At 65.8% G+C, this 20,836-nt stretch carries 17 protein-coding genes and 1 riboswitch; of the genes, 9 read left to right on the top strand and 8 right to left on the bottom strand.

What is annotated here, in order from left to right; translation table 11 throughout:
* Positions 1–15: 15 nt before the first annotated feature.
* Positions 16–153, bottom strand: a riboswitch (S-adenosyl-L-homocysteine riboswitch).
* A gap of 153 nt (positions 154–306) precedes the next feature.
* Entirely contained in the window at positions 307–1,116 is an 810-nt protein-coding gene (locus tag ACTJLB_RS03235) for a glycosyltransferase family 2 protein (RefSeq protein ID WP_440782465.1), read from the bottom strand.
* A 187-nt stretch (positions 1,117–1,303) separates the two neighbouring features.
* Here ACTJLB_RS03235 and ACTJLB_RS03230 point away from each other — a divergent pair, with 187 nt between their 5' ends.
* Positions 1,304–2,254 carry a LysR substrate-binding domain-containing protein gene (locus ACTJLB_RS03230; protein ID WP_440782464.1) on the top strand — a complete coding sequence of 317 codons (951 nt, stop codon included), beginning with the start codon at positions 1,304–1,306 and terminating at the stop codon, positions 2,252–2,254.
* 66 nt (positions 2,255–2,320) lie between these two features.
* Here the strand turns inward: ACTJLB_RS03230 and ACTJLB_RS03225 are convergent, their stop codons facing one another.
* A complete protein-coding gene (locus ACTJLB_RS03225; protein WP_440782463.1) occupies positions 2,321–4,183 on the bottom strand; it encodes an OmpA family protein in 1,863 nt (620 codons plus the stop codon).
* A gap of 195 nt (positions 4,184–4,378) precedes the next feature.
* Positions 4,379–6,031: a GMC family oxidoreductase gene (locus ACTJLB_RS03220; RefSeq protein ID WP_440782462.1), complete on the bottom strand. Its 1,653-nt coding sequence runs from the start codon at positions 6,029–6,031 to the stop codon at positions 4,379–4,381.
* A 475-nt stretch (positions 6,032–6,506) separates the two neighbouring features.
* On the opposite strand from ACTJLB_RS03220, the gene ACTJLB_RS03215 reads away from it, so the two are divergent.
* Both ACTJLB_RS03215 and ACTJLB_RS03210 read left to right on the top strand, forming a co-directional pair.
* A complete protein-coding gene (locus tag ACTJLB_RS03215) occupies positions 6,507–8,216 on the top strand; it encodes an isovaleryl-CoA dehydrogenase (RefSeq protein ID WP_440782461.1) in 1,710 nt (569 codons plus the stop codon).
* 94 nt (positions 8,217–8,310) lie between these two features.
* A complete protein-coding gene (locus tag ACTJLB_RS03210; protein WP_440782460.1) occupies positions 8,311–9,729 on the top strand; it encodes a coniferyl aldehyde dehydrogenase in 1,419 nt (472 codons plus the stop codon).
* A gap of 34 nt (positions 9,730–9,763) precedes the next feature.
* On the opposite strand, the gene ACTJLB_RS03205 is transcribed toward ACTJLB_RS03210, so the two are convergent.
* The 5 genes from ACTJLB_RS03205 to fliE all read right to left on the bottom strand — a co-directional run bounded on the left by ACTJLB_RS03205 (position 9,764) and on the right by fliE (position 13,010).
* Positions 9,764–10,123, bottom strand: coding sequence for an EscU/YscU/HrcU family type III secretion system export apparatus switch protein (locus tag ACTJLB_RS03205; RefSeq protein ID WP_440782459.1), 360 nt, complete (start codon positions 10,121–10,123; stop codon positions 9,764–9,766).
* Positions 10,123–11,595 carry a flagellar hook-length control protein FliK gene (fliK, locus tag ACTJLB_RS03200; protein WP_440782458.1) on the bottom strand — a complete coding sequence of 491 codons (1,473 nt, stop codon included), beginning with the start codon at positions 11,593–11,595 and terminating at the stop codon, positions 10,123–10,125. Before fliK ends, ACTJLB_RS03205 begins: the two co-directional genes overlap by 1 nt.
* Before the next feature lie 67 nt (positions 11,596–11,662).
* The gene (locus tag ACTJLB_RS03195) at positions 11,663–11,989 is read right to left on the bottom strand and encodes a flagellar protein FliT (protein WP_013589910.1); all 327 of its coding nucleotides are present in this window, start codon (positions 11,987–11,989) and stop codon (positions 11,663–11,665) included.
* The gene (fliS, locus tag ACTJLB_RS03190) at positions 11,986–12,420 is read right to left on the bottom strand and encodes a flagellar export chaperone FliS (protein ID WP_027805060.1); all 435 of its coding nucleotides are present in this window, start codon (positions 12,418–12,420) and stop codon (positions 11,986–11,988) included. The genes ACTJLB_RS03195 and fliS overlap by 4 nt, the downstream gene beginning before the upstream one ends.
* A 239-nt stretch (positions 12,421–12,659) precedes the next feature.
* The gene (fliE, locus tag ACTJLB_RS03185; RefSeq protein ID WP_027776992.1) at positions 12,660–13,010 is read right to left on the bottom strand and encodes a flagellar hook-basal body complex protein FliE; all 351 of its coding nucleotides are present in this window, start codon (positions 13,008–13,010) and stop codon (positions 12,660–12,662) included.
* Positions 13,011–13,246: 236 nt separating this feature from the next.
* On the opposite strand from fliE, the gene fliF reads away from it, so the two are divergent.
* The 6 genes from fliF to ACTJLB_RS03155 are packed head-to-tail and all read left to right on the top strand — an operon-like array spanning position 13,247 to position 20,437.
* Positions 13,247–15,046, top strand: a complete 1,800-nt coding sequence (fliF, locus tag ACTJLB_RS03180; protein ID WP_440782457.1) for a flagellar basal-body MS-ring/collar protein FliF — start codon at positions 13,247–13,249, stop codon at positions 15,044–15,046.
* Positions 15,036–16,031, top strand: coding sequence for a flagellar motor switch protein FliG (fliG, locus tag ACTJLB_RS03175; RefSeq protein ID WP_027776990.1), 996 nt, complete (start codon positions 15,036–15,038; stop codon positions 16,029–16,031). Before fliF ends, fliG begins: the two co-directional genes overlap by 11 nt.
* Positions 16,018–16,701: a flagellar assembly protein FliH gene (gene fliH, locus ACTJLB_RS03170; RefSeq protein ID WP_440782456.1), complete on the top strand. Its 684-nt coding sequence runs from the start codon at positions 16,018–16,020 to the stop codon at positions 16,699–16,701. Before fliG ends, fliH begins: the two co-directional genes overlap by 14 nt.
* The gene (gene fliI, locus ACTJLB_RS03165) at positions 16,695–18,359 is read left to right on the top strand and encodes a flagellar protein export ATPase FliI (protein WP_440782455.1); all 1,665 of its coding nucleotides are present in this window, start codon (positions 16,695–16,697) and stop codon (positions 18,357–18,359) included. The genes fliH and fliI overlap by 7 nt, the downstream gene beginning before the upstream one ends.
* Positions 18,360–18,361: 2 nt before the next feature.
* The gene (fliJ, locus tag ACTJLB_RS03160) at positions 18,362–18,811 is read left to right on the top strand and encodes a flagellar export protein FliJ (RefSeq protein WP_027776987.1); all 450 of its coding nucleotides are present in this window, start codon (positions 18,362–18,364) and stop codon (positions 18,809–18,811) included.
* Positions 18,812–18,871: 60 nt separating this feature from the next.
* Positions 18,872–20,437 (top strand): flagellar hook-length control protein FliK, encoded by a 1,566-nt coding sequence (locus tag ACTJLB_RS03155; RefSeq protein WP_440782454.1) that lies wholly within the window; start codon positions 18,872–18,874, stop codon positions 20,435–20,437.
* The last annotated feature ends 399 nt before the right edge of the window (positions 20,438–20,836 follow it).

Genomic DNA, 20,836 nt, shown 5'->3' with positions numbered 1-20,836 from the left:
ATAGTGACTAGAAATTTGACGTGAGCGCGGTTCGATGCGGTGGACAGGAAAGCGCAATGCGCATCCATCCTTCCGATTGAAGCCTTCGAGCCTGGCGGGCGGCCGGCGAATATATGCTGATTCGCGGTACCCGTCGCAACGCTCCTCGAAGACGAACGGCGATTGTAGCAAATCGAGATGGCTTCGGGGCGTGAGGATCGGTTTGCGGTGGGCTCTTGGGGGCGGGCCTATTCGGGTGGCGTTGCCGGGCCGTTGGGTCGTGTCGTCTGTTGCGACGGCGTCAGGCAGCCGGCGTTTCGCGCTGGGTTACAGAGCGGCCGCGCCGCCTGCCGCGTGCGCGCCAGCTTCGGCGGTCATCTGCGCGCCGTGCAACTGGACGATGCCCGCTCGCGCTCTGTCGAGAAACTGCCTTGAAAAGCGGAAAGCATCGGCGACGTCGGCGGGATCGGGCGTCAGCCAGCCGAACGCAATGCGGAAGTAGCGCTCAGCGTGGATGCCCGGGTGGTAATGCATGCGCACGCGCTTCGCGTCCGCGAGCCGTGGATTGCCGAAAAGCTCGCGGAGCGCCCACGAAAATGCGCCGTCCTCGCCACCGATACGGCGAAACGCGTCATCCATAGGAAAGCCGCCGAGCGCCCCGTACGCCGCCCGACGCACGATGAGACTGCTCGGCACCGTATTGCTGAGCGTCGCCGCGTGCTGGGCGAAGTCCCGGTGACCGGTGATTTCGCGAGGAAAACCCATGTACTCGACGTCGAGGCGCACCGACACCTGTTTCGGGTCCCCCGCGAGGAACGCGCTTGCGGCAGCCAACGCGCCGGGCAGGTATTCGTCGTCGGCATCAAGAAAGGCGAGCAGATCGTGCGACGCATGCAGCGCACCCCAATTTCGCGCCTGCGCTGCGCCGCCGTTGCAGGGCATACGCAGCAGCGCGACGCGCGGGTCGGTCCGCGCGTACCGAAGGACGAGGTCGGCGGACGAGTCGGTGGAGGCGTCGTCCACGACGATGATCTGCGCCGCCTCCGGCTGCAGCCGGCAGCTTTCGAGAGCCCGGGCAAGCGTCAAGGCGCCGTTGTAGCAAGGAATAACGACGGAAATCGGTTGAGCGCGTGTCATGGGCAGAAGCTGTGGCGGGCGGCGGGAGCGGCAAAACCGGCGATAGTAGCGCGGGCGCCGGATGGCCCGTCTTGAAATCGAGGGCTGCAGGCGCGCCGTCTGCCAGCCTGCTTCATTGACCTCGCCGCTATAAATTTGATGACTTACAATGTCCGGATTCATTCCAATATGGAATCCGGAGCCGATCGTGGAACTGCGTGCGCTGCGCTATTTCGTCGAAGTCGTTCGTCAGCAGAGCTTCACCGTCGCCGCCGAGCAGATGTTCGTCACCCAACCGACCATCAGCAAGATGGTGAAATCGCTCGAAGACGAGATCGGCTCCCCGCTACTGCTGCGCGACGGCCGGCAGATGGTGCTCACCGACGCCGGCCGCATCGTTTATCAGCGCGGCCAGGAAGTGCTCGCTGCGCACGCGCAGCTGCAGGCCGAACTTAACGACCTCGGCACGCTCGGTCACGGCGAACTCACCATTGGTATTCCGCCGATGGGCGGTTCGCTCTTCACGCCGGCTATCGCCACGTTCCGCCAGCGCTACCCGAAGATCGAACTGAAGCTTTTCGAGCAAGGCTCCCGCGCGATCGAAACCGCGCTGATCAACGGAGAGCTGGAACTCGGGGGCGTTCTCCAGCCGGTGGACCCCGACAATATCGACGTGCTGCCGATCACGCGCCAGTTGCTCTGGCTCGTCGCACGCGCCGGCTCGCGATGGGACGAGCTTCGCGTAGTGCCGCTCGCCCAACTCGCGGACGAACCGTTCGTGTTCTACGGCGAAAGCCTCGCGCTCAACGACGTGGTGCTCGGCGCCTGCCGCAGCGCGGGATTCGCGCCGACTATTGTCGGACGTAGCGGACATTGGGATTTCATGGCGGCGCTCGTGCTGGCCGGCGTCGGCATTGCGTTGCTGCCAGCGCCCTATTGCCGGCGACTGGATGCCGCTCAGTTCACTTGCCGGCCGGTCGCCGAGCCGGAAATTCCCTGGGAAATGGCGATTGGCTGGCGCCGCAATGGGTATCTGTCGCATGCCGCGCGCGCGTGGCTCGACGTGGCGCGCGAGACGCTACCCGGCCGGGCCGGCGACGATCTGATGCTCGGCCTGACAGGCATTGCCGCGCCGCTTCAAACTCCGCGTTCCGGATGACAACGCGCCGCCCGGCGCGTCACGGGGGGCGTGTCGCTCACGCATCTGCAAGCAGCGTCTAACTCATTACTGTGCAACGAACTCGATCCGGCGGTTGGCAAAGCGTCCGCTGGCGGTGTCGTTGGACTGAATCGGATGCGCCTGGCCGTAGCCTTGAGCACTCAGCGAATCTGCCGGAGCGCCGGTTTTGACGAGGTACGTGCGAACCGCCTCGGCGCGCTGCTTCGACAGTTGCAGATTGGCCTGTTCGCCGCCCACGTTGTCCGAGTATCCCGCTACTTCGAGCTTCGCCGCCCGGCCGTTGCGCGCGCACGCGTTCAGCACGCGCGCGGACTGGTTCAGGTCTTCCGCTGCCGACGTGGGCACATGCGCGCTCGCGCTCGTGAAGTTGATCACTTGCAGGTTCAGCACCTTGGCCACATCGGCTGCGGCGCACGTAGCACCGGGTGCGAGCAGTGCCTTGATTGCACTGCGAAAGTTCGCCGCTGCCTGCTGGATCGCGTTGTCTGCGTCGAACGTGCCGATCTCATAGGGAGCACCGAACAGCGATTTCAGCGTATTCAGCCAGCCGAGCTTTGCGTTGGCGGCCGCGCCGCTCAGTTCGACGTGCGTGCCGTCCAGTCTCAGTTCCGCACCCGGCACGCTCATCAGCGGCATCAGGCCGTCGAGGCGCGGGAGCCAGCCAGCGGGCTTCGTTGCCGGATCGACGGCGATGTTTGCGGCGTAGTTGTACTGGCCGAGGCGCTTCGTCAGTTCGTCCACGAGCTGGGTTTTTTCTGCTTCACTGCCGACCGTCGCCGTGAGCGTTGGCTTGCCGCTTTCGCCGACCGCGAAAGCAAGCTGGCTGTCTTTCGTCGGCGGTACGGCCACGGCCGGCTGACGCGCGGCGCTAGTTGCGCTGGCGGCGCTTGCTGTATTCGTGGCACTTGCGCCGCTCAATGAGGCTGAACCCGCACCCGCAGCCGAGGCAGAAACCCCGGCCGTAGAACTCGCGGCACCGAACGCGTCAACCGCACCTGCTGCATTAGACGCTGCGGAATCGCTAGACGCCGCCACCGCAGCAAGCCCACCTGACGCCGCAACCGGCGCGGAAGCCGTTTGCGCGTCGGCAGACCGGTCCGCGCCCGAAACCGCCGACCCACCGCTCCACTGTCCGCGCGGGAAGCCGCCCGGAAACATATAGACGAGCGCCATTGCGGCGGCAATGATCGCCAGCAACGGCCACCACAGCCACGAGTGCGAGCGGCGTTGTTCGCCGACCACCGCGTCCGCCGGTACCTGGACCGCGGCAGTGACTTCCGGCGCGGGCTTTGCCGCTGGCGTGGGCTGCTCGATATGCGCCGACACGGCCTTGAGTTGAGCGAGCACGCTGCCGGCGAAAGCGCCGACGCTGCCCAAGCCGAGCGCGGCAAGCAGACGATCGTTCAGATACGGTGCGATGAGCGGCATCTGATGGCCCAACAGCGCAGGCAACTGACTCACATTGCCCTGGCTTTTGAGCAAGTGCTGTTTCAGCACGCCGAGCATGGTTGCACCGACGATACCCGTAATGGCATGCGTCGCGTGCGCCGGCACGCCGGTTTGTGCGGCGACTTCGTCGCTGAGCGACTCGGCACGGCGGTCGAGCGAACGTTCGAGCAAACCGCGCCCCGCGCTTTCAAGTTCACTGACGCCGCCCGTACTCCCCGTCAGATGCGGCAACTGCTCGGCGATTCTCGCGTTCACGTCGGGCGAGACAACGGTGGCGAACAGGGAGCGTGCGCCTTCGAGCGTCGCAGCCCTCTGCATCAGACCGGCGAGCAGCGCGGGCGCGGCCGTGCTCATCACCGAGCGCGCCGCCTCAGGAGGCAAGCCGATGCGCGCTCCAAGCTGCCCGACTACCTCGTCTGTCAACGCCGACTGAATCGCGTGAATCAAGTTGATGCTCATGCCTTCGCTTCCTTGAGTTTCCGGACTCGCCACCTGACGCGCCCGTTTTTGCGCGGCGATTATAGGCAGCGGGAAATCTCATAAACGGAATGGCACAATTTATGACGATTTAGACGACGTTTGGCCGACTTATCTCCTATTTGACATCGAGATGCTGTTTATTCGACTTGAGCGAGAAAGCCCACGGAGTCGGTTTCATACCGCGTTGCCCGCGGGCGCCACGGCGGCGGCCTGAACTGTCGCCGTCTGCGGCTGTCGACGGCTTGCCGCGATCAAGTCCGCCGCGCGTTCGCCGATCATTACCGTGGGCGCATTCGTATTGCCGCCGATCAGCGTCGGCATCACCGATGCATCGACGATTCGCAGCCCGGTGACGCCTCGCACGCGCAGTTGCGGATCGACCACGGAGCCCGCGTCGCCGCCCATCCGGCAGGTGGCGACCGGGTGATAGATCGTGTCCGCATGGCGTGCGATGGCCTCGCGCAATTGCGAGTCGGTCTGGCCCGGCCGCGTGTAAAGTTCGCGACCGCCGTGCAGCGCGAGCGATGGCGCATCGAGTATGCGCCGCGCCATCTGCACGCCTTCCACAAGCAGATCGAGATCGCGTGAATCGCTGAAAAAACGCGGATCGATCACGGGAGCCGTGCGCGCATCCGCGCTTGCGAGCGTCACGGTGCCCCGGCTGAATGGCCGCAGCACGCATACATGCAGCGAATAGCCGTGCCCCCAATGCATATGACGGTTGTGATCGTCGACGAGCGCCGCGCAGAAATGCAGTTGCAGGTCGGGCCGTTCGAGCGTCGGCTTGCTCTTGAGAAAACCGCCCGCCTCCGCGACGTTGCTCGACAGCATGCCGCGTCCATGCCGGCAAAAGGTGACGAACTGCGGCACCATTCGCGCGATGCCGCGCACCGAAAAGCCCGTCGGCTCGATCGACGACACGCGCTTGTTGATGGTGAAGTCGACGTGATCGATCAGGTTCTGCCCGACTTCCGGCGCATCGTGCAACACCTCGATGCCATGCGCCTGAAGATGTGCGGCCGGCCCGACGCCGGAGCACATCAACAGTTGCGGCGAATTGAAGGCGCCTGCCGCGACGACGACTTCCGCGCGCGCTTTGAGCGTTTCCCGGCGACCGCCGCGCACGACTTCGACGCCGCAGGCGCGCTTCTGCTCGAACACGATGCGCAGCGCCGTGGCATCCGCGATGGCATGCAGATTGGCACGCTCGCGGTCGTAGACATACGCGCGCGCCACGCTGCAACGGCGCCCGTCGCGCTGCGTGACCTGATAGAAGCCGATTCCTTCCTGGTCCGGGCCGTTGAAATCGTCGTTCGGTTTGTAGCCGGCTTCCATCGCGGCCTGTACGAACCGCCTGGAAAACGGATTGCGGTAGCGCAGATCCGACACGGTGAGCGGGCCGCTGTCACCGTGCCACGCGTCGGCGCCGCGTTCGTTGCCCTCGGCCCGGCGGAAATACGGCAGCACGTCGTGCCAGGACCAGCCGTCGCAGCCCAACTCCGCCCATTCGTCGTAATCGAGCGGATGACCGCGCGTGTAGATCATCGCGTTGATCGCACTCGATCCGCCCAAGCCACGCCCGCGCGGCTGATAGCCCTGGCGTCCGGCGAGACCCGGCTGCGGCGTGGTCAGATAGCCGTAGTTCGTTTTGAGCTTGTTCGGCACGACGGCCGCCACGCCAACCGGCATATTGACCAGCAGGTTGCGGTTCGTGTGCGGCCCCGCTTCGACGAGCGCAATCGTCGCGTCGGGACAGTCGTCCGCAAGACGGCTTGCGAGCGCGCAACCGCCCGAGCCGGCGCCTACGATGATGTAGTCGTATTCCATCGCTCCTCCTGATCGCCCACGTTGCTCGCGGACCCTGTCTCGTGCACACTTGTCTACGTGTGTTTCACCGGCATTGTAGGGAGCGTTGTGTGACCGCGGCGGCTTCGCGTCAGAGCGATTACTCTAAACACAGGCGGCGCAGCGACCCTATGATGGAAGTCCCACACGCGCCCGCCGGACGGGCGCGCGGAGCATTCAAACAACGTTCGCGGACGTCGCGCTTTTCCCGCGCGGCAGACACGCAGCGGTCAAACGTCGCAGCGCCGATTTGTGCCGCCGACACGTCCGCGAAGGCGGCGACCGACCGCGACGAACGAGATCAAAAACGTGCCACGAGGGAGCCGCCGATGGGTCATCAATGAGCCGTGGACGACCTTTTAGCGGAACGCGCACGAGCGACGCAAAGGCCACCCACCGCGCGATGACCCGCACACGGGCAAACCGCCGTCGAACTCACGGCGAACGGAGACAGCAGATGCAACGCCATAGCTTCGGCCAGACCCACGAGGTCACCAACCAGGTCCCGCCGCTCGCGGACTACAACCTGTTTTCAAGCGACGCTGCACTCTCGGCCGCGCTCGAACGCGACGGCGCCGCGTGGCATCGCGATACCTTGCTGCGGCACGGCGCGGCACTCACCACGCCCGAGACGCTCGCGCTCGCCGAACTTGCCAACCGGCACACGCCCGAGCTTTCCACGCACAGCCCGCGGGGCGAGCGCATCGACGCGCTCGAGTTTCATCCCGCGTGGCATGAACTACTATCGCTGCTGCGTCGCGAGGGGTTGCACGCGTTGCCTTTTTCCGATCCGCAGCCCGGCGCGATGGTCGCGCGCTGTGCAGGATATTTTCTGCATGCGCAGATCGAATCAGGGTCTCTTTGCCCGTTGACCATGACGTTCGCCAGCATTCCGGTATTGCAGCGCGAACCGCAATTGTTCGAGACCCTTCGCGAGAAGCTCTACGCACGCGAGCACGATCCACGCGACTTGCCGCTCACGCAAAAAATCTCCGCGATGATCGGTATGGGCATGACCGAAAAGCAAGGCGGCTCGGACGTGCGCAGTAATCAGACGCAAGCGCGTGCGATCGCCGCCGGTGGCCGCGGCGGCGCCTACGAACTCGTGGGCCACAAGTGGTTCTTCTCCGCGCCGCAATGCGACGCACATCTCGTACTCGCGCGCACGCACGATCACGCCGGTCTTTCGTGCTTCTTCGTGCCGCGCTTCGCACCCGACGGCAGCAAGAACGCGGTGCAGATCCAGCGTCTGAAAGACAAGCTCGGCAACCGCTCGAACGCCAGCAGCGAAGTCGAATTCCTCGATGCGTTCGGCATCATGATCGGCGACGAAGGACGCGGCGTGCCGACCATCATCGAAATGGCGAATTACACGCGGCTCGATTGCGTGATCGGCAGCGCAGCGCTGATGCGCGCGGCGCTCGTGCAGGCCATTCACCATTCGCGCCATCGCAGTGCATTTGGCCGCAACCTCGTCGATCAGCCGTTGATGCGCAACGTGCTCGCCGACCTCAGCCTGGAATCAGAAGCGGCGACCGTGCTGTTCATGCGGCTCGCCCACGCGTTCGAGCAATCCGCGGATGCAGATTCGGCAACGTCTGCCGCGAACCCGGCGGAAGCATCCGCCGAGCGCGCGTGGCGGCGCATCGTGACGCCCGCGGCAAAGTACTGGGTCTGCAAGCGCACGCTCGAATTTACCGGCGAGGCAATGGAGGTGTGGGGCGGCAACGGCTATGTCGAAACCGGTCCGATGGCGCGCTTTTATCGGGAAGCGCCCGTCAACTCGATCTGGGAAGGCTCAGGCAACGTGATGTGCCTCGACGTGCTGCGCGCGATGGAGCGCGAGCCTGAAGCGGCGCAAGCGCTCTTCGCACAGTGGCAAGCGGATTCCGCCGCGGATCCGGCGTTGAGTGCCGCGCTCGGCAAGCTCGCCGCGACGCTCAATGGTCCTGCCGAAGATCGCGAAGCGTCCGCGCGGCGCATCGCGCAGCAGATCGTATTGATCGCGCAGGCCACGTTGCTCATCAAGCATGCGCCCGCTGCTGTCGCCGAGGCTTTCACCGCCACGCGTCTCGGCAGCGGCTGCGGCGAAAGCGGCCGGGTCTACGGCACGCTGCCGGCCACGTTCGATCATGCGGCCATCATCGAGCGGGCTTTTCCAGGCTGATGCCCGGAAGCCGCAGCAACCGGCAGCAACCGGCAGGCAACGACACAGACAGGCGCGGCGCGACCGCACATCTTTCATCAGGGAGTGGTGAACAATGAAAAACGATCTGCCCGAGGTCGCCGCGCTGGAGGCGTTGCTTCACGATCAGCGTCACGCCTGGTTGCGTGCGCCGTATCCGTCATGGGAAACGCGCGCGGCGCATCTCAAAGCGCTGCGCAAAGTCCTGCTCGAGAACCGCGATGCGCTCGCCGATGCGATGAATGCCGACTTCGGCAATCGCGCGAAACAGGAAGTGTTGCTCGCGGAATTTCTGTTGGTAAAGGAGGAAATCGACGCCGCGCTGCGGTACGGCAAGCGGTGGATGAAGCCGCAGCGCCGCAGCACCAACAAGTGGTTACTCCCGGCCCGCGCGAAGGTGGTGCCGCAGCCGCTCGGCGTGGTCGGCATTATCGTGCCGTGGAATTATCCGGTGCTGCTCGCCGCTGGACCGCTCATCAGCGCGCTGACCGCCGGCAATCGCGCGATCGTCAAGATGTCCGAATTGACGCCGCGCACGTCGGCATTGTTCGAGCAGTTGATCGGCCAGACGTTTGCCCGCGATCACGTTGCTGTAGTGAACGGCGACGCCGCGCTCGCCGCCGCATTCAGCGCGCAGCCCTTCGATCATCTTCTTTTCACCGGCTCGACGAAAATCGGTCACGAAGTGATGCGCGCCGCCGCCGAACATTTGACGCCGGTTACGCTGGAACTCGGCGGCAAGTCGCCGGCGATCATCGGCGAGCATGCGCGGTTCGACAATGCCGTAGACAACCTCGTCGCCGGCAAGACGCTCAATGCCGGGCAAACCTGTATCGCGCCGGATTACGTGCTGGTGCCGCGCGGCAAGGAACAGGCGTTCGTCGAGCGGGCGCGCAAGCGGATGGCGAAGATGTATCCCGGCTTCGCGCACAACCCGGACTACACGTCGATCATTTCGGCGCGCCACTTCGCGCGCCTTCAGCGTCTCGCCGACGAAGCGCAGGCCGCCGGCGCGCAACTGCATCCGCTGACCGACGGCGCGCCCGACGCCGCGAGCCGCCGCTTTCCGCCTATCGCTGTCACTCACGCGCCGCAGGACTGCGAACTGATGCAGGAGGAAATCTTCGGCCCGCTGCTACCTGTCGTGCCGTACGACACGCTCGACGATGCGATCGCGTGGATCAACGCCCGGCCACGCCCGCTCGCGCTTTACCTATATGCGGACGACGCAGCCACCATCGAACGGGTCACGCACGAAACCATTGCGGGCGGTATGGCGGTCAACGAAACGCTGATGCATCTGGCGTGCGAAAGCCTGCCGTTCGGCGGTGTCGGAGCAAGTGGAATGGGCGCGTATCACGGCTACGAAGGCTTCGTGACTTTCTCGAAGATGAAGCCCGTACTGACGCAAGCGCGACTGAACGCGCGTGCATGGATTGCGCCGCCGTACGGCAGGCGCGTCAACGCGATGCTGAAGCTGATGATGCGGTTTTGAGCGACGCCAACTGCGTGGCTTCGCCGGACGGTGCCTAGCGCGTGCCTGTTGCACCCTCGATATCGACCGCGACCACGTCAGTGACATCGTCCGCGCCGGTGCGGCCGCCGCCCGGCGCGGGCTGCGCCGGCTCGCTTTCCAGCCGATGCAGCCACGCCAGCAGTTCCGCCACCGCCTGATAGAGCTGCGGCGGAATGCGCGCGTCGAGGTCCACCTGCATCAGCAGTGAGACCATTTCGGGCGCTTCGTGCACATAAAGCCCGGCTTCCTTCGCGCGCTGCACGATCATCTCGGCGAGCATGCCGTAGCCCTTGGCGATCACGCGTGGCGCCGGATCGCCGCCTTGTGCGTCGTAGACAAGCGCAGCCGCGCTGCGGCGATGTTTGCGGCTCATCACATGTCCCAGTCGAAATCGTCGAGCGGCGCGGTAGAGGCGTTCGACGCGTGCGGTGCGCGGCGGCTCTTTCCGGCGGCAGCACTTCCCGGCGCCCCCGATGCGGCAGACGCAGCAGACGCGGCGGCGTCCGTCCGATTCGCCGCCGAGGCCGAGCGCGCATACGCGGACGCCGCTGCCTGAGCCGCAGCCGCGGCGCCCGCTGCCGCCGCGCCGGTGGCGGGCGCGCCGCCGCCGATCTCGCGAATCGTCAACCCGTTCAGCTGGATGCCCGCCGCCGCGAGCCGCTGGCGAAAACTTTCGCCCTGCATCGCGAGACGCGCCGCGCCGCCGGGGCTCGCCTGCACGCGCGCGACGAGGCGCATGCCGGTCAGCGTCAATTCGGCGTCGACGGTGCCGAGCGTCGGCAGCGACAGCGTAAGGCGCGTCCGCCACGGCTGATCGTCCTCGCTATCCGCGCCGCCGCCGCTGCGGTCCCACTCGTCGCCTTCCTGTTCGATGGTCCAGTCGAGCTTCGCGCCGGGCCATGCTTCGCCGGTCCAGCGGAACTGGCCGGTTGCGAGCAGATCCAGTTGCTGGCGCACGAGCGGCACCGTCGCGGGATGGACCGCGGCGGCCTGCGGATTCTGCTGCGAGCCGGCGTCAGCCGCTGGGGAGGCAGCGTTATGCAGTCCCGCATGGGGCGTCTGGCCGTTCAGGTCGGATAAGGAACTTGCCAGCACTTCACCGGCGACGAAGCGCGCGGCCTGCACAGTGTCGATCGACGGCATCGGGCGGCCGGCGGTGTTGGCTGCATTCGGGTTCGCGGCATTCGCGCTGCCGGCATCGGCCGCGCCGCCTGCGGCGTGCGGCGTGGCGCCCATGCCTTGCCTCGCGGCAGCTTGCGCGGACGACGCGTCGCCCCCGTCGGTTGCCCAGTTCAACGGCAATTGCGCGGAGGCGGCGACGAGCTTGTTCTGTGCTTCGCCCGCGAGTGTCTCAGGGGAGCGCTGGCCGCTCAGCCATTGCGCGAGGTGTGCTTCGTAGAAAAGACCGCTGTCGCCGACCGTGTGTGCGAGCGCGGCCGCCAGCGCCGCCACCGGCACCTGGGCCGCGGCGACATTGGCCGTGGCCGTGGAAGCCGCGGCGTTGGAAGCGGTATTGGAAGGAGCAGGCGCGTCGAAGAGCGGCAAAGCGCCCACCTCGACGTCGAGTGCGGGAGCAGCGGGCCAGATCGGTAACTGCCCGACGATCGCGGGCGTCGCCTCGCCGCCGGAGCGGACGATCGCGTTGAGCGTCAGTGCGACGGCGGACAGCGCGGTCTGCGCGGAAGGCTGCGGCGCAGCAGGAGCGGCCGGAGCCGACGTTGCCGGCGCGGTCTCGACGTCGGCCGCGCCCGTCTGGGCGGTGGCCGCGCTGCCGGGGGCAATGTTGAGCAGGCTGTCGACGCGGGTCGCGAGGAGCGATGCGACGGCCGTGTCGATTCCGTTCATGCCGATTCCTTGATCACATTGGCGTCAACGCGCTCAATTCACACAATCAGACGCCTTGCGGCCACCCTCAGCGCGCCCCGTACAGCTCCTTGAGCACCCGGGACGGCCGGCCGCCGAACAACGCCGACAATTTGGCGAGGCTCGGATTGGCCAGGTCGCGGATCGCGGCGTCGTCGGCGAGGATTTGCCGGATCAGCGCGTATTTGCGCAGGCGTTCCGTCTCGTCGAGTTTGACGCCCGTCTCCGCCTCTTTCAGCGCGTCGACGAGCAGCCGGTATTCATCCTGCAAGTGGACCAGATCGTTCCACAGGGCGCGTCGGGCAGCCATCAGCATGCGGCAGGACAACGCTGCAATGGCCTCGTAGCGGGCAAAGTATTCTGCGTTCGATGTCATCTCATGCTTTCCGCGACCGGCTGAGCAGCCATCCGCGCTATCTCCGGGGCAATCCCGATCCATGCCTCTTCGAGCGTGGCCAGCAGGCCATCGACTTCGACCAGCATGGCCTCGCTCTCTTTTATGTTGGCTTCGAGCAGCCGACGCGACATATAGCTATATAGCGCGTTCAGCCGCTGTGCAATCTCACCGCCCACCTCAAGGTTGAGCGACTGTTGCAGCCCGCTTTCGACGATCTGAATCGCCTTGCCGATCGCCTCTCCACGACCGGGTACATTGGCCTGCTGCAAATGCATCCGCGCTTGCGCGATTGCCTGCCGGGCCCCCTGATACAACATCACGATCAGACGATGCGGACTCGCGCCCATCACCCCTGTCTCGACGCCCACGCGTGCATACGCATTGGCTCCAGAGTGTCCTGGGGAAAACATCGGCGCTCCTCCTCAAATGCAACTACGGTTGGTCGTGGCAGCCCATCGCGATGCGTAAGCGCACCCCGATTCATGCCTGTATCTGGTTATCGGATACGCAGCGAGAAAGCTTTAGGCCGGTGTAAGGAGGATTAAGGGGTGCAGGTTGCGCGCGCCCCCAGGGGCGGCGCGGCGTGGGTCACGCGGGCAGTTGCAGCCGGGCGGGCGGAACATTCTTGCCGCCGTGGCCGCAGCCTCGATCAGACCTGCATCTGCATGATGTCGTTATAGGCGGACACCAGCTTGTTGCGGACCTGCAGGCCGAACTGGAAGCCGACGTTCGCCTTCTGCATGTCGACCATCACGTCGTTCAGCGAAACGTTCGACGCGCCAAGCTCGAACGCCTGCGATTCGCCGACCGCCTTGGTCTGATCGCCGCTGATCTTGTCCAACGAAGCCTTCAGTGCCGACGCAAAACCGCCGGCCGTAGCCGCACCGGACTCACCTGCGGCCGAAGCGCCGGCAGCGGCGGTGCTGCCGCCGGCGGCCTGCGCCGCCATCGACTGCAATTGTTGCAGCGCCGACGAAAGCGCGTTCACGGGCAAAGTCATGTTCTCTCCAGGAATGACGAGCGGCACGACCAAACCGTACCGATCTGGACGAAAGCATAGCAGCGGGCTCTCCTGGAAAGCCCCGAAACTAGGGGGGAAACCCGGCTCTATTCAAGCAATCGGGCGCGCCTGCCGTGCGGATAATTTCAGTCGTGAAAGTATCTGTCCATACTCCCGCCGAGCCTCGGTGCGGTTGAGCGGCAGAACGCAAAAGGCTTCCCGGAGAAACCCGACGCATGGATTCGTCAGCCAACTCTTTGATCAACCCCGACGCCCGCATGGGCCTCGCCGGCGCACAGCCCGGCGCGGCAGCGGCGGGCGCCGGTCAGCCCGGCGGTAACGCAGACCTGGGCGGCCTCGGTGGCGGCCTCGGCGGCAATTTCGGCCAGCGCCTGTCAGGCCTCGCGCAAATGCGCGGCAACCCGCGCGCCCCGTTGATTTTCGCGGTGGCGCTGCTTGTCGCCGTGGTGGCGGCCCTGTTTCTGTGGTCGCGCGCCCCGGACTACAAGGTGCTTTACAGCAACTTGTCCGACCGCGACGGCGGCGCGATCATCACCGCGCTGCAGCAGGCCAACATTCCGTACAAGTTTTCCGAGTCGGGCGGTGCGATCCTCGTGCCGGCCGAACAGGTGCACGAGATGCGGTTGCGCCTCGCATCGCAAGGCCTGCCGAAGAGCGGCTCGGTCGGCTTCGAACTGATGGACAACCAGAAGTTCGGCATCAGCCAGTTCGCCGAGCAGATCAACTATCAGCGCGCGCTGGAAGGCGAGCTGGAACGCACGATCGAATCGGTTTCGTCGGTCAAGTCGGCCCGCGTCCATCTGGCGATTCCGAAGCCTTCCGTGTTCGTACGCGACAAGGAAGCGCCGTCGGCGTCGGTGCTCGTCAATCTCTACCCGGGCCGCGCGCTCGACGAAGGTCAGGTGCTCGCGATCACGCACATGGTGTCGTCCGCGGTGCCGGAAATGCCGGTCAAGGGCGTGACCATTCTCGACCAGGACGGCAACCTGTTGACGCAACCGTCGGTTGGCGGTGGGCTCGACGCGTCGCAACTGAAGTATCGCCAGCAGATCGAGCGCAACACGCAGCAGCGCATCGACGCGATTCTTGCGCCGCTCTTCGGCGCCGGCAATGCGCATTCGCAAGTGAGCGCCGACATCGACTTCTCGCGCACCGAACAAACTTCTGAGAACTACGGCCCGAACGGCAACCCGCAACAGGCGGCGATTCGCAGCCAGCAATCGAGCACCGCGACGGAAATGTCGCAAGGCGGCGCGTCGGGCGTGCCGGGCGCGCTGTCGAATCAGCCGCCGCAGCCCGCCTCCGCGCCGATCAATGCGCCCAATGGCGCGAGCGGCGGCGTGACGACGACGCCCGTCAGCGATCGTAAGGACATGACCACGAACTACGAGCTCGACAAGACCGTGCGTCATCTCGAGCAGCCGATGGGCGGCATCAAGCGTCTGTCGGTGGCCGTGGTGGTCAACTATCTGCGCGTGGTCGACGGCAAGGGTCACGCGACGATGCAGCCGGTCACTGCCGACAAGCTCGCGCAGGTCAACCAGCTCGTGAAGGACGCGATGGGCTTCGACGCGCAGCGCGGCGACTCGGTCAACGTGGTCAACAGTCCGTTCACCGCCGACGTCGACCCGAATGCGGACCTGCCGTGGTGGCGCACGCATGACATGCTGGCTCTGTACAAGCAGATCGCGACGTATCTCGGCATTGGCGCCGTCGCCCTGTTCCTCTACTTCGTGATGGTGAAGCCGGCGCTGCGCCGCGCCTTCCCGCCGCCGGAACCGGTCGTCGCCGCGGCGCTGCCGTCGCCGGACGAGCCGATCCTGCTCGACGGCATCCCGACCGCCGAACGCGCCAACGGCACCGTCGAAATCGACTCCGGCGACAGCGAACTGCTGGCGCTGGAAAACGCGAAACACAAATATGAGCGGAACCTGGAGTTCGCACGCAGCATCGCGCGCCAGGATCCGAAGATTGTTGCAACAGTCGTCAAAAATTGGGTGACCGATGAGCGCTGAAGGCGTAATGAAGAGCGCGCTTCTGCTGATGTCGATCGGCGAGGAAGAAGCCGCGCAAGTGTTCAAGTTCCTTGGACCGCGTGAAGTTCAGAAGATCGGCGTCGCCATGGCCGCGATGAAGGCCGTGACGCGCGACGAGATCGACGTGGTGCTGCACGAGTTCGTGCGCGAGGCGGAAAAGCACACCGGCATGTCGCTGGACTCGAACGAGTACATCCGTTCGGTGCTGACAAAGGCGCTCGGCGACGACAAGGCCGGCGCGATCATCGACCGGATCCTGCAAGGCAGCGACACCAGCGGTATCGAAGGCCTGAAGTGGATGGACTCGCCGGCCGTCGCGGAACTGATCAAGAACGAGCACCCGCAGATCATCGCGACGATTCTCGTTCACCTCGACCGCGATCAGGCGTCGGAAATCGTCGCGTGCTTCACGGAGCGTCTGCGTAACGACGTGCTGTTGCGAATCGCAACGCTCGACGGTATCCAGCCGGCCGCGCTGCGCGAACTCGACGACGTGCTCACACACCTGCTGTCGGGCAGCGACAACCTGAAGCGCAGCCCGATGGGCGGCATTCGCACGGCGGCGGAAATCCTCAACTTCATGTCGAGCAACCACGAGGAAGGCGTCATCGAGAACGTCCGCCAGTACGACGCGGAGCTCGCGCAGAAGATCGTCGATCAGATGTTCGTGTTCGAGAACCTGCTCGACCTGGAAGACCGCGCGATCCAGCTGCTGCTGAAGGAAGTCGAATCGGAGGCGCTGATCATCTCGCTGAAGGGCGCAGCGCCTGCACTGCGTCAGAAGTTCCTGTCGAACATGTCCCAGCGTGCAGCCGAGCTGCTCGCCGAAGACCTCGACGCGCGCGGCCCGGTTCGCGTCTCCGAAGTCGAGACGCAACAGCGCCGCATCCTGCAGATCGTGCGCAATCTGGCAGAAAGCGGCCAGATCGTGATTGGCGGCAAGGCGGAAGATGCATATGTCTAATCGCAACTCCACGGCAAAGGAAAGCCTCTCGGCCTACCAGCGCTGGGAGATGGCCTCATTCGATCCGGTGCCGCCGGCACCGCCCACGTCCGAGATCGACGAAGCGGCTTTCGAGGCCGAGCTCGAGCGCCTGCGCGAAGCCGCGCACGCGCAGGGCATCGCATCCGGCCACGTGGCGGGCCAGGCGCTCGGCTATCAGGCGGGATACGACCAGGGCCACGCGCAAGGCTTTGAACAAGGCCGAAGCGAAGCGCGCGAGGAAGCTGCGCGACTCGCCGCGCTCGCCGAAACCTTCAAGGCCGCGCTCGACGGCGCGCAAGGCGCCATTTCGGAGACGCTCGTCGCGCTCGCGCTCGATATCGCGCAGCAGGTGGTGCGCCAGCACGTGCAGCACGACCCGACCGCGCTGATCGCCGCTGCCCGCGAGGTGCTCGCGGCGGAACCGGCGCTGATCGGCGCGCCCGCGTTGATCGTGAGTCCCGCCGATCTGCCGGTGGTCGAAGCGTATCTGATGGAAGAACTGCAAACGCGCGGCTGGACCGTGCGCACCGATCCGGCCGTCGAGCGCGGCGGCTGCCGCGCGCTGGCCGGCAGCGGCGAGGTGGACGCCGGCATCGATACACGCTGGGAACGCGTTGCCGCGGCGCTTGGCAAAGTGAGTACATGGTGAAACCGACGCTCGAGGAAATCCGCGCAAGCGACCTGACGCCGCTCGAACGCGAGCTGGCGCTGGCGTCGTTCGGCGCCGAGGCGCTCGCGGACGCGCCGTTCGCGGACGCAGTCTCGACCGCCGCGACGGCAGCTGACCCGGGTCATGCTCATCCGGTGACGGGTGCGGCCGCGAGCCGCGAGTCCGCGCCGGCTGCGGGCGCTGGTCTCGGTGCGAGTCCGGCCGCCGCGAAAGCAGCAAGCGCCGTGGCTCCTGCTGCGTACGATCCCGCGCTCGACAGCAATCCGCATATGCAAGCCTGGCGCGGCCGGCTCGACGCACTGCGCGCGCGCAACGCGATCGCAAAGCCGATGCGCGCTTGCGGACGCCTGACGCGCGCCGCCGGTCTCGTGCTCGAAGCGGTTGGATTGCGCCTTTCGGTAGGCGCCGAAGTAATGATCGAACTGCCGTCGGGCAGTTCGCTGCCGATGGCTGAAGCGGAAGTTGTCGGCTTCTCCGGCGACAAGCTGTTCCTGATGCCCACCACCGAAGTGATTGGCCTGCTGCCCGGCGCGCGCGTCTATCCGCTCGAAAGCGCGCCGATCGCCGATCCGATGGCGGGCGCGAAGCGTCTGCCGGTCGGCTGGGAACTTCTCGGCCGCGTGCTCGATGCGTCCGGCCGCCCGCTCGACGGCCTCGGCCCGCTCGGCGCGCATGCCGATGCGCCGCTGTCCGCGCCGGTCATCAATCCGCTGAACCGGGAGCCGATCCATAAGGTGCTCGACGTCGGCGTGCGCGCGATCAACGCGCTTCTGACCGTGGGACGCGGCCAGCGCATGGGACTGTTCGCAGGCTCGGGCGTCGGTAAATCGGTGCTGCTGGGCACGATGGCGCGCTACACCAGCGCCGAAGTGATCGTGATCGGCCTGATCGGCGAACGCGGTCGCGAAGTGAAGGAATTCATCGAGCAGATTCTTGGCGAGGAAGGCCTGGCGCGCTCGGTCGTGATCGCCGCCCCGGCCGACGTTTCACCGCTTCTGCGGATGCAGGCCGCCGCCTATTCGACATCGCTCGCCGAATATTTCCGCGATCAGGGCAAGCACGTGTTGCTGCTGATGGATTCGCTGACCCGCTACGCGATGGCGCAGCGCGAGATCGCGCTGGCGGTGGGCGAACCGCCCGCGACCAAGGGCTACCCGCCTTCTGTGTTCGCGAAGCTGCCGGCGCTCGTCGAACGAACCGGCAACGGCCCGGCGGGCGGCGGCTCGATTACCGCGTTCTACACCGTGCTGACCGAAGGCGACGACCAGCAGGACCCGATTGCGGACTCGGCGCGAGCCATTCTCGACGGCCACATCGTGCTGTCGCGCTCGCTCGCGGAAGCCGGTCACTATCCGGCCATCGACATCGAAGCGTCGATTAGCCGGGCAATGACCGCGCTGATCGACGATAACCATCTGGACAAAACGCGTATGTTCAAGCAGATGCTGTCGCGCTATCAGCGCAACCGCGATCTGATCAACGTTGGTGCTTATTCGAGCGGACGCGACGCGTTGCTCGACCGCGCCATCGCGCTTTATCCGCGGATGGAAGCCTTCCTGCAGCAAGGCTTCCGTGAGTGCGCGAATTTTGAACCGAGTATCGAGATGCTGGACGCGCTGTTTGCCCAAGGAGCCTGACGATGGCGAAACACTTTCCGATCAAAACGTTGATCGGGCTCGCGCAAGACGATGTCGACGCCGCCGCGCAGCGTCTGGGCCGCGCACAGCGCGAGCGTAACGAAGTGGAGGCGCAGCTTCAGTCGCTCGTGCAGTACCGCGACGAATACCACGCGCGTTTCACGGCCACCGCCCAGGCGGGCATGCCCGCCGGCAACATGCGCAATTTCCAGGCGTTCATCGACACCCTCGACGCCGCCATCGAACAGCAGCGCAACCTGCTCGTGACTGCCAATGCGCGAGTCGAGGCGGCGAAGCCCGACTGGCAGCGTCAGAAGCAAAAGCTCGGCTCGTATGAAGTGCTGCAGGCGCGCGGTGAAGCGGCCGAGGCCAAGACCGTGGCGCGGCGCGATCAACGCGACGCCGACGAACACGCTGCACGAATTCTGAGGATGCGCGCCGAAGGCGCCTGACGCCCGCGCGTCCCTCCACTGACTGAACACCGCACCCTTTGACGGATTGACAGGACACTTATGTCGCTTCTTCCACAGATCGGATCGCTGCCAGGTTCTACCGGCAGCACCTCTACCAACGGTTCGAACAGCGCCGCGGCGCTGGCCGCCGCAAGCGCGAAACCGTTCTCGCAAACCCTGCAGCAAAGCATCAGCTTGCAGAACAGTGCGGCTGCAAGTGCGGCTGCAAGCGCGGCTGCAAGTGCGGCTGCAAAATTCAACGCGAGCGCGAGCCAGTCGGTCGCGACGCCGACACCTTCCCCGACGTCGGCGGATGCTTCGCAGGCGTCGTCGTCGAGCGTGCACGACGCGCCGCCGCCGGACGATTCCGCAACTAAAAACGCCGACGACGCGAGCAGCGACACCAAGGACAGCACCGCGTCAGACGCATCGGCGTCTGCGCCGGCGGACAAGCCGCAACAGGCATCGACGGACAAGACGGGGGCCACGCCTGCGAAGTCGACCAACACCGCCAACGCGGCGAGCAGCAGCGACGCAAGCACGGCGGCGGCAGCCGCAGCGGCTCAGGCGCAAGCCCAGGCCCAGGCCGATGCCAGCGCTGCGGCCGATGCGGCCAACGTGAACATTCCCGCAGCGACGGATGCCGGCACGACCGCAGCCGGCGCGGCCACCGACGCCACTACGGTCGGCCTGCCCGGCAAGAAGGCGCCGACCGATCCGCAGTCGCTGCAGGACGCGTTGCAGGCGGCTCTGGCGGCGCTCGCGAACGGCCAGGCCGTGGTGCCATCGCAGGCGCTGGCAAGCGGCGCGGCGGCGGCTGCGGCGGCGAACGGACTGGCGAGCGCGAACGCGTCGCTTAACGACACAGACAGCAAGACGCTGGAAGCCGGTCTCTCCGGCGGCGGCAAAGGCTCCGCAGCCGGCCGCGGCGCATTGACGACGACCGCGACCGCGGCAGATCCGACGGCGGCTGCGTCGGCTGCTTCCGCGGCGGCGGCGGGTGCGTTGGCATCGGCGGGTGCGGCAGGTGCACAGGCCGACGATCTGGCGGCATTCAAGAACGCAGCCGACGCGGCGAGCGCAGCGCTGGCCGCGTCGCAGGCAGCCGCGAACGCAGCCAGCACGACGGCCGCCGTGCAGACGACCGGCAATGCGGGCGCGGCTGCAGCGGCAAATGCATTGGGACCTCAGGTCGGCACGACCGACTGGGAGGAAGCGCTGAGCCAGAAGGTCGTGTTCCTGTCGAACGCCCATTCGCAGAGCGCCGAGCTGACGCTGAACCCGAAGGATCTCGGACCGCTCCAGGTTGTACTGCAGGTCGCCGATAACCATGCGCACGCGTTGTTTGTTTCGCAACATCAGCAGGTACGTGAAGCCGTCGAGGCAGCTTTGCCGAAATTGCGGGAGGCGATGGAAGCCAACGGCATCGGACTCGGCAGCGCGAGCGTCAGCGACGGATTTGGGCGCCAGGGCGGGCAGCAGCAGAATGCCGAGTCGGGGCGCTCGGGCTCTGGAAGCCGCTCTACGGCGGGTAGTGGAGGCGGTATGGGCGGTGCGGCTGGTGCCGGCGTGACGGCGGATGTTGCCGTGCGGCGCAGCGTCGGTTTGGTCGATACCTTCGCCTGACGGTTTTTTTCGCCGGTTGTGGCTTTGTTTCGTGCTTGTTTTCGGGCTGTTGGCCTTTCCTTGATATCGCGGTGGTCTATCGGCGTTGCCCCTGTGCGGGGCGGCACTTACTTTCTTTGCATGCCGCAAAGAAAGTAAGCAAAGAAAGCGGCTTTACACCGCTAGCTCATAAGTGGGTCCCCTGGCTTGGAGGGGGTAGTGGTGCATCTGGAATCCGTGCTCTCGCACACTCCCCGCCGGTGACAAGGCAGTCATACCTCCCGCCTCGCACTCCGTGCTCGCCGGAAAGGCCCGCTTCAAACAACCCGCTCAAGGCTAGCAGTAAGGTCATTGGCTTGCCTCGTTGCGGATTGGGAGTCTTGGGGAAACGCCCGACGGTTTAAAGAACGACCGCTGGGG

It is taken from the genome of Paraburkholderia sp. 22098 (assembly GCF_052045935.1).
Lineage (GTDB): Bacteria > Pseudomonadota > Gammaproteobacteria > Burkholderiales > Burkholderiaceae > Paraburkholderia > Paraburkholderia caledonica.
This window is presented reverse-complemented; position numbering and strand designations above follow the sequence as displayed.

Bases quoted from the DNA above. Each gene is read 5' to 3' on its own strand.
- ACTJLB_RS03235 (WP_440782465.1), bottom strand. From the start codon at position 1,116: ATGACACGCGCTCAACCGATTTCCGTCGTTATTCCTTGCTACAACGGC.
- fliJ (WP_027776987.1), top strand. From the start codon at position 18,362: ATGGCGAAACACTTTCCGATCAAAACGTTGATCGGGCTCGCGCAAGAC.
- fliG (WP_027776990.1), top strand. From the start codon at position 15,036: ATGAGCGCTGAAGGCGTAATGAAGAGCGCGCTTCTGCTGATGTCGATC.
- ACTJLB_RS03205 (WP_440782459.1), bottom strand. From the start codon at position 10,123: ATGAGCCGCAAACATCGCCGCAGCGCGGCTGCGCTTGTCTACGACGCA.
- fliE (WP_027776992.1), bottom strand. From the start codon at position 13,010: ATGACTTTGCCCGTGAACGCGCTTTCGTCGGCGCTGCAACAATTGCAG.
- fliK (WP_440782458.1), bottom strand. From the start codon at position 11,595: ATGAACGGAATCGACACGGCCGTCGCATCGCTCCTCGCGACCCGCGTC.
- ACTJLB_RS03210 (WP_440782460.1), top strand. From the start codon at position 8,311: ATGAAAAACGATCTGCCCGAGGTCGCCGCGCTGGAGGCGTTGCTTCAC.
- fliI (WP_440782455.1), top strand. From the start codon at position 16,695: ATGGTGAAACCGACGCTCGAGGAAATCCGCGCAAGCGACCTGACGCCG.
- fliH (WP_440782456.1), top strand. From the start codon at position 16,018: ATGCATATGTCTAATCGCAACTCCACGGCAAAGGAAAGCCTCTCGGCC.
- fliS (WP_027805060.1), bottom strand. From the start codon at position 12,420: ATGTTTTCCCCAGGACACTCTGGAGCCAATGCGTATGCACGCGTGGGC.
- ACTJLB_RS03155 (WP_440782454.1), top strand. From the start codon at position 18,872: ATGTCGCTTCTTCCACAGATCGGATCGCTGCCAGGTTCTACCGGCAGC.
- ACTJLB_RS03215 (WP_440782461.1), top strand. From the start codon at position 6,507: ATGCAACGCCATAGCTTCGGCCAGACCCACGAGGTCACCAACCAGGTC.
- ACTJLB_RS03220 (WP_440782462.1), bottom strand. From the start codon at position 6,031: ATGGAATACGACTACATCATCGTAGGCGCCGGCTCGGGCGGTTGCGCG.
- ACTJLB_RS03225 (WP_440782463.1), bottom strand. From the start codon at position 4,183: ATGAGCATCAACTTGATTCACGCGATTCAGTCGGCGTTGACAGACGAG.
- ACTJLB_RS03195 (WP_013589910.1), bottom strand. From the start codon at position 11,989: ATGACATCGAACGCAGAATACTTTGCCCGCTACGAGGCCATTGCAGCG.
- fliF (WP_440782457.1), top strand. From the start codon at position 13,247: ATGGATTCGTCAGCCAACTCTTTGATCAACCCCGACGCCCGCATGGGC.